The 13,273-nt window shown below is 64.4% G+C and carries 13 protein-coding genes and 1 pseudogene; 6 read left to right on the top strand and 8 right to left on the bottom strand.

Annotation, left to right across the window (positions count from 1 at the left end; translation table 11 throughout):
- Positions 1-11: 11 nt before the first annotated feature.
- The 5 genes from DES41_RS39145 (at position 12) to DES41_RS20195 (ending at position 6,703) form a co-directional block, all read left to right on the top strand.
- Positions 12-1,097: an NAD(P)/FAD-dependent oxidoreductase gene (locus DES41_RS39145; RefSeq protein ID WP_114469438.1), complete on the top strand. Its 1,086-nt coding sequence runs from the start codon at positions 12-14 to the stop codon at positions 1,095-1,097.
- The gene (gluQRS, locus tag DES41_RS39140) at positions 1,094-1,942 is read left to right on the top strand and encodes a tRNA glutamyl-Q(34) synthetase GluQRS (protein WP_245965789.1); all 849 of its coding nucleotides are present in this window, start codon (positions 1,094-1,096) and stop codon (positions 1,940-1,942) included. The genes DES41_RS39145 and gluQRS overlap by 4 nt, the downstream gene beginning before the upstream one ends.
- A gap of 125 nt (positions 1,943-2,067) precedes the next feature.
- A complete protein-coding gene (locus tag DES41_RS20205) occupies positions 2,068-2,958 on the top strand; it encodes a flagellin N-terminal helical domain-containing protein (protein WP_114469437.1) in 891 nt (296 codons plus the stop codon).
- A gap of 83 nt (positions 2,959-3,041) precedes the next feature.
- Complete coding sequence (locus DES41_RS20200) at positions 3,042-3,998, top strand: hypothetical protein (RefSeq protein WP_114469436.1); 957 nt, start codon at positions 3,042-3,044, stop codon at positions 3,996-3,998.
- Between the two features lie 134 nt (positions 3,999-4,132).
- On the top strand, positions 4,133-6,703 hold the full coding sequence (locus DES41_RS20195) for an EAL domain-containing protein (RefSeq protein ID WP_114469435.1): 2,571 nt from the start codon (positions 4,133-4,135) through the stop codon (positions 6,701-6,703).
- Positions 6,704-6,991: 288 nt separating this feature from the next.
- Here the strand turns inward: DES41_RS20195 and DES41_RS20190 are convergent.
- A pseudogene (locus DES41_RS20190) lies at positions 6,992-7,296 on the bottom strand (NIPSNAP family protein).
- 47 nt (positions 7,297-7,343) lie between these two features.
- On the bottom strand, positions 7,344-7,811 hold the full coding sequence (locus tag DES41_RS20185; protein ID WP_170168237.1) for a GNAT family N-acetyltransferase: 468 nt from the start codon (positions 7,809-7,811) through the stop codon (positions 7,344-7,346).
- 149 nt (positions 7,812-7,960) lie between these two features.
- Between DES41_RS20185 and DES41_RS38790 the strand changes: the two genes are divergently transcribed.
- Positions 7,961-8,131, top strand: a complete 171-nt coding sequence (locus DES41_RS38790; RefSeq protein WP_211333014.1) for a hypothetical protein — start codon at positions 7,961-7,963, stop codon at positions 8,129-8,131.
- 688 nt (positions 8,132-8,819) lie between these two features.
- Here DES41_RS38790 and DES41_RS20180 read toward each other — a convergent pair.
- The 6 genes from DES41_RS20180 to DES41_RS37865 all read right to left on the bottom strand — a co-directional run bounded on the left by DES41_RS20180 (position 8,820) and on the right by DES41_RS37865 (position 13,254).
- Positions 8,820-9,569 carry an ATP-grasp domain-containing protein gene (locus tag DES41_RS20180; RefSeq protein WP_147282904.1) on the bottom strand — a complete coding sequence of 250 codons (750 nt, stop codon included), beginning with the start codon at positions 9,567-9,569 and terminating at the stop codon, positions 8,820-8,822.
- A gap of 370 nt (positions 9,570-9,939) precedes the next feature.
- Positions 9,940-10,881: an HNH endonuclease gene (locus DES41_RS20175; protein WP_114469432.1), complete on the bottom strand. Its 942-nt coding sequence runs from the start codon at positions 10,879-10,881 to the stop codon at positions 9,940-9,942.
- A 75-nt stretch (positions 10,882-10,956) separates the two neighbouring features.
- On the bottom strand, positions 10,957-11,358 hold the full coding sequence (locus tag DES41_RS37870; RefSeq protein ID WP_147282903.1) for a hypothetical protein: 402 nt from the start codon (positions 11,356-11,358) through the stop codon (positions 10,957-10,959).
- 65 nt (positions 11,359-11,423) lie between these two features.
- Positions 11,424-11,855: a hypothetical protein gene (locus DES41_RS20170; RefSeq protein ID WP_114469431.1), complete on the bottom strand. Its 432-nt coding sequence runs from the start codon at positions 11,853-11,855 to the stop codon at positions 11,424-11,426.
- A 13-nt stretch (positions 11,856-11,868) separates the two neighbouring features.
- Positions 11,869-12,336 carry a hypothetical protein gene (locus DES41_RS38785; protein ID WP_211333013.1) on the bottom strand — a complete coding sequence of 156 codons (468 nt, stop codon included), beginning with the start codon at positions 12,334-12,336 and terminating at the stop codon, positions 11,869-11,871.
- Between the two features lie 489 nt (positions 12,337-12,825).
- On the bottom strand, positions 12,826-13,254 hold the full coding sequence (locus DES41_RS37865) for a hypothetical protein (protein WP_147282902.1): 429 nt from the start codon (positions 13,252-13,254) through the stop codon (positions 12,826-12,828).
- Between the last annotated feature and the right edge of the window lie 19 nt (positions 13,255-13,273).

Here is a 13,273-nt window from a genome sequence, read left to right as displayed (position 1 = left end):
AGAGTCAGGCCATGAACACGCGCACCCGGCCCACAAGATCCACCACATCTGCCGCGCCTGCGCGGCGCATCGCCGTCATCGGCGCCGGCCTCGCAGGCATCGCCTGTGCGCGAACGCTGGCCCAGGCCGGCCACACGGTGCAGGTGTTCGAGGCCAACGGCGTCGTCGGCGGCCGCATGGCCACGGCCGACACCGCCTTCGGCGGCTTCGACCACGGCGCCCAGTACTTCACGGTGCGCGATGCCCGCTTCGCCCAGGCGCTGGAGCAGACCGCCAAGCCCCTGTGCAAGCCCTGGAGCGCCAACACGGTCCATGTGCTCGACCCCTACGGACGCGTGGCCGCCGCCGCCCTGCCCACCGGCGAGCGGCACTGGGTGCCAGCGCCCGGCATGCAGGCGCTGCCGGCGCACTGGGCCGCCCCGCTCGCAGCCATCGAGTGCGGCACGCGCGTGACCGGCATCGCGCCTGACCGCCTGCAGGCCGCGCAATGGCAGCTGACCACCGAAGGCATGGTCGGCACGCCCGATGCGCAGCGCGTGTTCGGCGGCTTCGACGACGTGGTGCTGGCCGTTCCCTGCGCACAGGCCCTCCAGCTGCTGCGTGCCAGCGGCCTGGCGCCCGCGCTGCAGCAGCGCATCGCCGCCGTCAGCGTCGGCCCGTGCTGGACGCTGCTGCTGGCCTTCCCGCAGGCGCAGCAGGCCGGCTTGCCACACCTGGGGCCCCAGTGGAATGCGGCACGCAGCACCCACCACCGCATCGCCTGGCTGGCGCGCGAGAACTCCAAGCCCGGCCGCGGCGCCATCGAACGCTGGACCGTGCAGGCCTCCACCGCCTGGTCGGCCGAGCATCTGCAGGACGAACCCGCGCGCGTGCAGGCCAAGCTGATGCGTGCATTCGCCGAAGTCACCGGCATCCGCGCCGAGCCGGCCTTCGCCACGGCCCACCTGTGGCACCAGGCCCAGACCCTGGTGCCGCTGGGCGCCAGCCACGTCTGGGACGACGCCCTGCGCATCGGCGTGGCCGGCGACTGGTGCCTGGGCCACCGCGTCGAGGATGCCTTCGTCTCGGGCCTGGAGCTGGCGCTGCAGATGGCGTGAGCTACACCGGCCGCTTCGCGCCCTCGCCCACCGGACCGCTGCATGCCGGATCCCTGGTCGCCGCGCTGGCCAGCTGGCTCGACGCCCGCGCCCACGGTGGCCGCTGGCTGGTGCGCATCGAGGACGTGGACGCCCCGCGCTGCCCGCCCGGCCTTGACGCACTGATCCTCTCGCAACTGGCCGCCTGCCAGTTGCTCCCCGACGAAGAACCCACCTGGCAATCGCGCCGCGGCGCGCTGTACCAGGCCGCGCTCGACCGGCTGGTGGCCGGTGGCCATGCCTACCCCTGCGCCTGCTCGCGCAGCGAGATCGCACAGGCGCAGCCGGCCCGGCGCCACGGCGAACTGATCTACCCCGGCACCTGCCGCCAGGGCCTGCACGGCCGGCCGGCGCGCGCCTGGCGGCTGCGCACCGACCGGGCGGGCCCCGTGACCTGGCATGACCGCCGGCTCGGCGCCCAGCAGCAGGACGTGGCGCAGGCCGTGGGCGATTTCGTGCTGCGCCGCGCCGACGGGCTGTGGGCCTACCAGCTCGCCGTGGTGGTGGACGACGCCGACCAGGGCGTCACCGACGTGGTGCGCGGCGAAGACCTGGCCGACAACACCCCGCGCCAGCTGCTGCTGCAGCGCGCCCTGGGCCTGCCCACGCCGCGCTACCTGCACACCCCGCTGGTGCTGGGGGCCAACGGCGAGAAGCTGTCCAAGCAGAACGGCGCCCAGGCGCTGGCGCTGGACGATCCGGCGGCCGCGCTGCAGGCCGCCGCTCGCATGCTGGGCTTGCCCGAGGCCGCTGGTACGGCGGCCGAACGGCTGGCGCAGTGGGCCGCGGCCTGGCCCTTCGTGTGACGGATTTCACGCTTGCACCCGGCAGGCCGACAACTTGATTTAGTTTTTTCGCAGGCTTGGCCGCCTTCTCCAGGTACGGGCGCAACAAGTGGCCTGTACCCCATCAACCGCAAGGAGTAAACCACATGCTGAGCCTGCACACGAACACGGCTTCTCTGTCCGGTCAGAACGCGCTGACCTCGACCAACAAGGCCCTGTCCACTTCGCTGACGCGCCTGTCCACCGGCTACCGTGTCAACTCCGCCATGGACGACGCCGCAGGCCTGCAGATCGCCACCCGCCTGAACGCGCAGACACGCGGCATGGCCGTGGCCCAGCGCAACACGCAGAACGGCATCTCCATGATGCAGACCGCCGAAGGCGCGTTCGCGGAAGTCACCAACATCCTGCTGCGCCAGAAGGATCTGTTGACCGAAGGCGCGACGGCGTCGACCACTCAGGAAGACCGCGTGGCGTTGCAAGCAGAGTACGACGCACTTGGCCTGGAGCTGTCCAACATCATCCGGAACACCTCGTTCGGTGGCACCGAGTTGTTCAGCGACGGCAGCTCAGTCACTGGCACCGGCGGCCTCCTCAGCTCAACTGCGTTGACCTTCCAGATCGGAGCCAGTAGCGGTGAAACGATGGCAGTCAACACGCAGGCAGACCTTACTGCGCTGACCACCGCGCTGGCCGCCGTCAGTAGCAATTTCACGACGGCGGCAGCCGGCGCGGAACTGGGCACCACCACCACGACCGTTGCCAACGGCAATCTTGCCGACCTGGATGCTGCGCTTACCGCCGTCGGCAAGTTCCGCTCTACGCTAGGTGCGGCCTCCAACCGCCTGGAGCACGTGTTCAACAACCTGGGCAACATGAGCCTCAACACCCAGGCCGCCAGCGGCCGCATCATGGACGTCGACTACGCATCCGAGTCCGCCAACATGACCACCAAGCAGATGCTGATGCAGGCTGGCACCTCGATGCTCAAGCAGTCGAACTCCATGTCGCAGCTGGCGCTGTCGCTGCTGCAATAAGCGGCCACGCCCTCCCGTGAAGCCAACCGCGATCCGGTTGGCTTTTTCATGCCCGCCACCACGCCACCACCACGTCCGCCGCCATGAGCCTGGAGCCGATCTCCGCCACCAGCCGCGCCGCCGTGGTGCGCGCCGCGGCGCAGGGCCCGCAGGAGCGCGCCCCGCCCGACCCGGCCCTGACGCTGCGCCTGGTGCTGGGCGCCGGTGCCGCGGGCGAGAAGCTGGCGCGCGGCGAGCACGGCCAGGTCTACCGCCTCGGCGCTGGCGACGGCCTGCCGCAGTGGCGCGAAGGCCAGACCGTGCTGGTGCAGGTGCTGCGCGCCGGCCCGCCGATGGAAGTGCGCGTGCTCGGGGTGCTGGCCCCCGACGGCAACGCGGCCACCGGCCTGCACGAGGGCCCGGACGCCGAACCGCCCGCGCTGCGGCCCGACCAGGCGGCCATCCTGCGCCTGGCCGCCGCCTCCAACGACACCATGGCGCTGGCGGCCCACTGGCGCCAGCGCACCCTGGCGGCGCTGCAGCAGGCCGCCACGCTGGCGCCTGCGCATTCCAGCGTCGCTGGCGCCGAAGCGCCCGCCCCGCCCGGCACCGAAGCCGGGCTGCTGCTGCGCGTGCTGCCCTGGCACGGCTGGCCGCTCACGCTGTGGCTGGAACAGCGGCGCTGGACCGGCGGCCCCAACCGCCGCGCACGCCGCCGCGCGGGCACCCGGCTGTGCATGTCGGTCGCGCTGGCGCCGCTGGGCCAGGTGGGCCTCATGCTCGATGTGCTGGACGTGCAGGTCGGCCTCACCCTCACCGTGGCCGATGCCGCCAGCGTCGCGCCCTTGCGCGCCCAAGTCGGCGCCATTGCGGCCCGCATGGGCCGCGCCGGCCTGCGCCTCATGCGCTGCCATGTGCGCCACGATCCCGGTTTCGCGGTGCCCGCCGCCGCCACCGCGCTGCCCGCCATCGGCAGCCATGAGTTGCCGCTGGCCCTGTTCCGCGCCGGCACCGAGGCGCTGGAAGCGCTGCGCCGCCATGTCGGCCGCGGCGCCCGATGAGCACCCGGGCCGCGCCGGGCCCGGCGCAGCACGGCACGGGGGTGCCATCGCATAACATCACGACACAAAAGTTGTCGTCACGGCCGACCCCCTGGCATTGCCTGGCGGCGGTGCCGGCACCAGCGGGAGGTGCGATGAACCACGGGGCAGGCCAGAACCCGGCTGCGCAGCAGCTGGCACAGCTGCGTGCCCTGGACGATGTGATGGCCATCGCCGAATTCGCGCCCGACGGCACGCTGCGCCGCGCCAACCAGCACTACCTGGCGCTGCTGGGCTGCACGGCCGACGTGGCCGTGGGCAGCCACCACAGCCGCTGGTGCACGCCCGCCACCGCCGCCAGCACCGACTACGCCGGGCTGTGGCAGGCGCTGCGGCGCGGCCAGGCCCAGGCCGGCCCCGTCGAACGCGAGCGCATGGACGGCAGCAGCTGCTGGCTGCAGTCCACCTACGCCCCCGTGGTGGACAGCAGCGGCCAGGTCACCGAGGTGCTGGAGGTGGCCGCCGATGTGACCGACCGCCTGCTGCGCGAGCGCGCCGACGCGGCCCACCTGCGGCGGCTTTCGCTGGCATCGGACACGAGCGATGCCGCCATCGTCGTCACCGACGCACAGGCCCGCATCCTCTATGTCAACGCCGGCTTCACGCGCTTGCTGGGCTGGCGTGCCGACGAGGTGGCGGGCCAGGATGCGGTGGCCTTGCTGCTGTCCAACCAGGCCCCCGTGGCGATCGAGGCCTTCCGCGCCACGCTGCGCACCGGGCGGCCGGTCGAACGCGAACGCATCGCCCTGGGCAAGAACGGGCAGAGCCGTTGGGTCAAGGTCATCAGCCATCCGATCTTCGACGAGCTCGACGGCCGCCGCTACACCGTCTCCGTCTACACCGACATCACGCAGGCCAAGGTGCACGCCGCGCTGCAGCACCGCGTGCTGGAGGCCATGGCCCGCGAGCGGCCCCTGACCGAGGTACTGGAGCTGATCTGCCGCCAGGTGGAGCACCTGGCGCCCGAGGTCTGCGCCAGCATCCTGGAGGTGGACGAGCAAGGCCGGCTGCACCCCCTGGCCGCGCCCAACCTGCCGGCCAGCTACTCGCGGCAGCTCGACGGCCTGCCCATCGGCCCCATCGGCGGCTCCTGCGGCACGGCCGCCTGGCGCAATGCCCCGGTGATGGTCGACGACATCGCCACCGACCCGCTGTGGGCGCCCTACCGCGAACTCATCCTGCCGCTGGGCTACACGGGCTGCTGGTCCACCCCCATCCGCAACAGCCAGGGCGGCGTGCTGGGCACCTTCGCCTTCTACTTCAGCCAGCCGCGCAACACGGCCAGCGCGGCATTCCACCAGCGTCTGGTGGACAGCTGCACCCATTTGTGCGCGCTGGCGCTGCAGCGCGAACGCACGCGCCAGCACATCCGCCAGCTGGCCTTCTACGACAGCCTGACCGGCCTGCCCAACCGCAGCCTGCTGCACGCCCGGGCCGACCAGGCCATCGCCGCGGCCGCGCGCAGCCGCGAGACGCTGGCCGTGCTCTTCGTCGACCTGGACCGCTTCAAGCAGGTGAACGACTCGCTGGGGCACCCGGCCGGCGACGCCGTGCTGCGCCATGCCGCGGCCCAGCTGCAGCTGGAGCTGCGCGCCTCGGACATCGCCGGCCGGCTGTCGGGCGACGAGTTCGTCGTCGTGCTGCCGCAATGCGACGCCGGGCACGCGGCCGAGATCGTCGCGCGGCTGCAGGCGCTGGTGGCGACGCCGCTGGCCGTGGGCAGCTCCACGCTGTCGGTCACCGCCAGCGTGGGCGTGGCCATGTTCCCGGAAGACGGCCGCAGCATGGACGCCCTGCTGCAACGGGCCGACATGGCCATGTACCAGGCCAAGACCGGCGGCCGCGGCCGCTTCTGCTTCTTCAGCGCCGGCATGAACGATGTGGTGCAACAGCGGCTGGTGCTGGAGACGGCGCTGCGCCAGGCCATGGGCACCGCCCAGATGCAGCTGCACTACCAGCCGCAGATCGACATGGCCAGCGGCCGGTTGCATGGCGTGGAGGCCCTGGCGCGCTGGACCGACCCCAGGCTGGGCGAGATCGAGCCGGCGCGCTTCATCCCGCTGGCCGAAGACTGCGGCCTCATCGCCGACCTGGGCCGCTGGGCCCTGCGCGAAGCCTGCCGCCAGCTGGCGCAGTGGCGCAGCGACGGGCTCACCGTGCCCTCGGTCTCGGTCAACCTCTCGCCCACCAGCTTCCACGACCGCGAGCTGGCGCGCACCATCGCGCAGACGCTGGCGCAGCACGCCCTGGCGCCGCAAGACCTCACGCTGGAGCTGACCGAAAGCGTGCTGCTGGACGCCAACCCCAGCACCCTGCAGACCATCGCCGAGGTGCGCGCGCTGGGCGTGCGCATGTCCATGGACGATTTCGGCACCGGCTACTCCAGCCTCAGCTACCTGCGCCGCCTGCCCGTGGACGAGATCAAGCTGGACAGGAGCTTCGTCGCCGACCTGGAGAGCGACGGTGCAGCGCGTGCGCTGAGCAACGCGATCCTGGAAATCGGGCGCAGCCTCAAGCTGACGGTGGTGGCCGAAGGGGTGGAGACCGCGGCGCAGGACTCGCTGCTGCGGGCGCAGGGGTATGCGGTGGCGCAGGGGTATCTGGTGGCGCGGCCGATGGCGGGAGATGCGCTCGGGGGGTGGCTGGGGCGAATGGCTGGCCGTTGACCGCTGGTCGTGTGCACCAGCCTCGGGACTTCAGTGCGTGGTGCCATTTGGCGCGCGGCGCACCTTGGCAGCGCGGAGTTTGGGGCTCTATCTGCAACCAGGCGGAGGGGAGCTCCCGCTCCAGTGCCTTCCACCTGCTCTGTATCGGGGCCCCGAGAACCCCCAGCCCGCCATGAATGCGTCCACCAGGATCGGAACGTCAGATGCGGCCCAATGCCGCGTGCGCCTCTTTCCAGCCGCTGGGCCCACGAAGAATGGGCGACCCGTTCGGGGTGAGGCCCCGTCGTGTTATTCGAACACCGGCCGAAAGAAGGTGCGCTCGTAGCTGAAGAAGCAACGGTTTTCCTCGGCGTACTTGAAGGGGCCTGGCACTCGGGGTCGTCGAACGACTTGGTTCGGTAGTCCTCGTAGGCGGCGAGCGATGGGAAGGAGAAGGACGCAAGCGCGATATTGTTGGCTCCTTCCGAGGGGAGCAGATAGCCGTGGTGGATTCCACCGAACTTCTTCACGAGCGGGATCCAGACCTTGCCGTAGTGCTCAAACTCTTTGATCTTGGTCGGATCGAGGACATACCGGAGATGGCAGGTAATCATTGGCTGGGACTCCTTGGTGAATATGGGTGTACGGGCTGACGTTTGAACTATGCGGCAGCTTGCGGCTTGCCCCAAGAGGTCTCCTGGGCCGAGGGGTCAGCCGGCTGGGCGCCCCTGGGCACCGCCTTGAAGTAGATGAGTTCGGGATCGCCTTCATCGAGGTTTTCGATGATGCCGCTGCGCGTGAACCCAGCACGGGCGAAGAGGCGCTGCGCTGGCGCATTGGACGCATTGGTACTGGTAAACAGCTTTGAGGTCAGGCACAGGCGCTCAAGCTCGACCAGTAAAGCCAGACCGAGACCTTTGAATTGGTGCGCCGTGGCGACGCAGATCAAGGGAATGAAGGCGTGGCCGAAGAAGTTGTACTCCAGCGTGGCAAAGCCAAGCGGCTGACCGTTGACCAGGGCAAGCAGACAAGATCCTTGCTGAACCACGCGGCGCAGCTCGACCCTTCTGCTTTCGTGATTCCTGGAATAGGGATCGCATTCGTAGAGCTGCGGCAGATCGGCTTGCACAGCGGGACGAAATGATGGCTCGGCGGCGGCTGACATAAGGTGGCTAGCGCAGAAGTGGGCGGCCTGCGCGCCTTGTCGCGGAGGTCCGCCCGACTGGCGGGTCCGGCGGCGCGCGGCGAGGAAGTGGGGAATGACTGCTAAGACAACGCATGCTCAATAGCCGACACAACGAATGGCACAAGCACCTTCTTCGAGAGGGCTATGTACCCGAAGAGTGCAGCGAAGAAAACAATGCGCCCGAAATCACCAAGCTCGCGAAGCCGCGCCGAAATAGACGAAGGAGAAAACAGGAGCAGTATGACCGGCAGACCGACAATTGAAGATGCGGCGAAGACAATGGCAAACGACGGACTGAAGAGAGCGGCAAGCCCCGTAACGCCACAGCACACGCCGACAAGTACGAGCCCCAGTGCTCTTTGCGCTCTAGCGGGACATTCAAGTTCGGCGGCTCAATTTCCATAGGATGACGCCCAACGTTCGACGTAAGGAGCGGCTCGCTTGCGGGACGTCCCCTTGACGGAGGGGTTGGGCGTCGCAGCAAGGGGAATGCGCGTGTTGGGCATGTGACCGAGCTCAACGCAGGGATAGCACGCATGCTGCAGCTGCAAACAGCGCGCCAAATGCTCCACCGACGAGGACTTCTCTAGGTGACAGCGTGATTGTGCTTATGCCTTTGTGTCGATTTGCCGTAGCAACGCCATACGCTGACCAAGCTAGAAGATGGACCACATAAGAGGCAGGCAGCCAACTCGGCACCGTTGACTCATCAGAGAACAGAACATAGACAGACACCCCTCCCCAGACCCATTCCACCGCGGAGAAGACCCAACCTGTATTTGAAGGGCGACCACGAGCCATTAAGTACAGCGCGCAATCAGCAACTTGTGCAAGGCCAACTGCTATAGACACCCACAAATACATTGAGACCATCGTGACCTGACGCCTAATGTTCGCGCTCAGCGGCCGGCATAGCCGTCCCGCTGCACCATAGGGTGAGGTGTCAGCGGCTCATCGCCCATAGTGATGTCCGGCCTGCTTGGCAAACGAATCAGCGAATGATGAGATCCTTTCGAATAGCACATCGGCTCCGAATGCCTTGGCCGAAAAGCAGAACGCCAAAATTCCGCGGTAGAAGTAGTTCCACAAGTCTTCACGGTGCTCGTCGTGCCGTGGCGTTCCCCTCATACCATCAACATAGAAGCGAGGAGGCGACCCCCCGTACATGTCCATGATCTGCGGTGAAGCCGCATGCACGTAACCGGAGTAGGTCTTGCTAACTTGGCGAGTGACTTCGACACCGCGACTGGGATCTAATGCCGCGCCCTCCATTCTGGCGATATAGGCACGGATTTTCTTGCGCGGAGGCATGGGACGATCTTGATCTCCGGGGTTTCCAGTAACCGGATCGAATTCCTCCTGGTAAAACGCCGCCAAGTAATTCTCGTGGATAGGCGTCAACTCACCGAATATCAAGCCAAATGCGAGAAATGTGATGTCCTCTTGGATCTCATCGAGCATCCGCTGAAGCGCTGCTTGTTCTTGAACGAATCCCTGATTGAACAGGATAACGGCTGCGCGAAGCGTTGTGACGTACCGCGCGAGCTTTTGAACGACCGCTTGTCGTGGCGTTTTTTCCAGATATCGATAGGCGAATGAATCCGCAAACGGCACGGTCTGTGGCTGAGGCACCAGATTCGCCAACTCGTGGACCGTTGCGCTCATGTGTTTCAGGGCCGTGGCGTACAAAGCTTCTGCCATCTTCTGACACCTAACGATTTAGCTCAGCGGACGCCGCAGGCGGTCCGATGAAGCGCGTTGTTAGCCACGTCGCGCGCCCCTACGACCGACGCCGAAGAATTGCATGAAAAATGATCCCAATGCCAACAACGATCCATGTAAATCCTCCTGCCCAGTTTTGCATTTCTTTTGGAAGAACGAGGCGAATCAAGTTGTCGATCCAGCATGACGTTCGACATAGATGTTTGTCGCCTATCGCCAAGGCAATCCCTATCAGCACGGCGCCGGCACCGATGGAAAGCGCTGCTAGGGAGATTCGATTTGCCATGGCTAACGTTTAATATGAGAGGCGGCGCCAGGCTTGCCGGGTGACGCCCTCTCGATGGAGGCGTTATGAGTCTGGTGGAATGAGCGCTTCGAGTTTCTCTGGTTCGAACATTTCAAATAGTTCACCAAACGTGAAATGGACGTACTGCTTCCCCGCCGCATATGCGGCCACAATGTACGGATCGAATATGAATGTCAGCCCGTACCGATCTATCACGAATCGCGAGAGGAACTCCGCGCCAGATGCTGCATCGGTCTCTACGGCAATGGGATCTAGCCCAGCTGAAAAAAGCCGAGCATTTACCGCCTCGGCCAGCATCGGAAGCGCCTTCGGAGAAGCGAGGAGTTCCTCAAGAACTATTGGAGCAAACGGGGTTACAAAGAAGTTCTGAACTCGTGTTTCGTAGAACCTATGCGCAGCCCCAAAGGCCATCATTTCTAAGTCGTATCGAACGCTGATCACCTTCAAGTCGCGTCGGCACACCTCGTAGGTGCCGTTCAACCAACCGATCGGATATTCGGACCTATTCCGACTCCCGCGATGCTCAGCATCCTGCGAATGACGGAATTCCTCCAACAGTTCGAGTCCCCAGGCTTCGATGTTTTTCGACACGATGAGGTCAGCCGGATTCATGAGGTCTGGAAACTCGAAGCTGAAGAAGCATTCGGCACTTGAAGGGTCCACTTCGTAGATGCGCCGCTTGATCTCTACGGGGGGAGCCGAGAATGACACCTCGCCCGAGGTCTGAAATGCAGCAACCAGGGCCGCCTTGTAGAGGTGCAGTGCCTTGCGGTCGATTTCACCTTTGTGTGCGCGTCGGTGGCAGTTGGGACAAAGTGCGATCAGGTTCCCGTACTCGTGCTTCTCACAGGCTTCCCATGGAGTGATGTGGTGAATGTCGACATCGGCATGTCCGCAGCGAGGGATGGCGCATCTATGACCTGCCTCAACAAGGACGGCACGACGTACAGCGGCGGGAATTTGTGGCCTACTGCGTAGACTCATAACGCTCAAGCTCAGCGGGCGGCGAAGCCGTCCGCTGGAGCGGTGGGTTGGGCCGCATCTCCGCGGCTAGATTGGCTACCACTTGAACGCCTCACTGTCACCTTCGGATAGAACATCACCTGATGACAAGCAGAGATTTCCTGTGTCGTCGTATGCAGCAAGCTGTCGGCCAGTTTGGTGAGCAAATAGGCGAGCTCCTTGATTCATCTCCACTCGCTTGGGGCCGAACCAAATAGCCTCAAGCACCTCGCCAGAATTCAATCGTATTTCCATCCCGCCTTCGCTGAGCCCGAGGCCGTTGTCGCCGCCAGTCGCTTCAACTGCAGCCACCAAGACGCCTTTCAGCAGGTCGCTTGTGACCTCTCCATCAAAACGCTGAACGAACACCACGCCTTGCCACGCATTTGGATGCTGACTGGGGAGCTCCGCGTGGGCCACCGGGGTCTTCTCGATGAGCTTTCGCTTTTGTCTTCTCATGCTGCCCAACGTTGAGATGAGAGGCGGCACCCGGCTTGCCGGGTGACGTCCTCTCGATTGAAGAGTTAGGCATCGGCGGTCATGACCGTGACTTGGTTAAGAGCGCCTTCTTGATTGAACTCATAGTGAACCGTGTGTTCTCCGAATGCGCCCTTGATCCAGCCTTCACCGTCTGGTTCATTACGGAACGAGATAGCCCGGGCTTGAAAGGCGGCCCTGGCTTCCGCGAAATTGCGATAGAACGGAACTCCGGCGTAGCGTGCGTCTATCGGCTGGTAGTGCCTTCGAGGCAGTATGTACATGAAGATTGCGTCGAGTACTTGCTTTTCATTGAATCGGAAGCCAAACCCCGCCTCGTGAAACGACGCCCAGTAGACATCGGGGCTGTTCTCGCGAAGACGATCGAAGTCGTAGATGACCTTGACGTCATAGTGCTCAAGGATCTCGATGACTTCATCGCTCTTGAGCGACAGGTTGACTAGGGAGAGCAGGTTCATCCGATGCCTAACGCTATAGATCAACGGACGCCGAAGGCGGTCCGCTGGAGCGTCGTGTTATGCCGAAGAAGAGGCGAATGCTCGGATACGCTAGAAAAAGACCGAGCAAGGCAACGCCGATGCCAAGCTCACGGCAGTACCCCAAGGTGTCAAGATAGCTCGCGACTTGACTTCGCATCCTGTTGCTTTTCTGTCCGGAGGAAATGAAGCCTTCGCAGCTTCCGGCGAGAAACGCGTCAGCTCCGGCGCCTACCAGAGCAATTCCAGCGGCAAACATGAGCAATGCGTGGCCCACAACTAAGCTCCTCTGCCGCTTTGGGGATGTCAAAAAATAGGCACTCCACCAGATGACGAACAGTGACAAGATAAAGATATTAAATGCAACACCTGCAATTGCCCTAGCAGAAGAAAAGCTCTCAAATATCGCCGCGTTGCCAAGCCAAGCAAGCAATAGGACAAAGGTGAGAAAAAACCATCTCATACGGCTTGGTCGAACGGGAGTGAACCACTAGGCATAACGATATAGCTCAGCGGGCGGCGAAGCCGTCCGCTGGAGCGTATAGTTAGACGTCATGTCTCTCGACCAGCAAGCCCGACGATTACCGCGGCTTCATTTCGAATTGTGAGCAGCTTTCCTATAAAGAGCCGCTTGTCCTCGGGGGCCGTCGACAACAGCAATGGCTCCAAAGCCGCTATTCGGTTTCGGAACCGTTCAACAGAGGGAACCGAATGTTCCCACGAAGTGAAGTCATCCCACTCCAGTGGGTACTTCATGGGTCCGTCTACGAACCGATCGATCAACGCGACCATCGACCGCAAATCGGCCGGGCCTTCCCCGCGCAGATGAACACGCGACGAATCTCGGAGCCAGCTACGAATGCGAGTTAGGAGCGCGTGCATGACGTCTAACGCCTGAATTAAGCCGACCCGCGAAGCGGGTTCGGCTTGAATGAATTGTTAGCCCTCGCCATCAAAGCGAGAACGCCTCGACTTTTGACGTCGCGGGGCAGTAGACGTGAGCTGGAAAGATAGCCGGCGCTCCCAAGTAACTAGCCAGCCTTTCGGCATTTTCCTGCGACAGATCAGGCATGGCCTTATTGAAGAGGTAGAGATTGCCATGGTGGTAGATGCCGAGGCACGCAGATGTTCTGTAACCAACAAGCTCTGTGCCACTTGGTAGCGAGACTACGGCAGACAGCCAAAGGTACCGAAAAGGCAGTGAAGCCGCTTGACTCGGCAAGGGGAAGACTTTCTCCTCGGGAGTGGCCAGACTTTCGAAGGCAGACATCACTTGAGTTGCTTCAAACCCGAGTCCCTCCAGTAGCTCCATCTCTTCGGGATCGTCGTAACTAGCCCACACAGGATGCGCCGCAAAATCGGCCTCTGTGAGTTGGTCCAAAAGTTTCGGAGCGAGAATT

Source organism: Pseudorhodoferax soli (genome assembly GCF_003337555.1).
In the GTDB taxonomy this organism is placed as follows: domain Bacteria; phylum Pseudomonadota; class Gammaproteobacteria; order Burkholderiales; family Burkholderiaceae_C; genus Pseudorhodoferax; species Pseudorhodoferax soli.
This window is presented reverse-complemented; position numbering and strand designations above follow the sequence as displayed.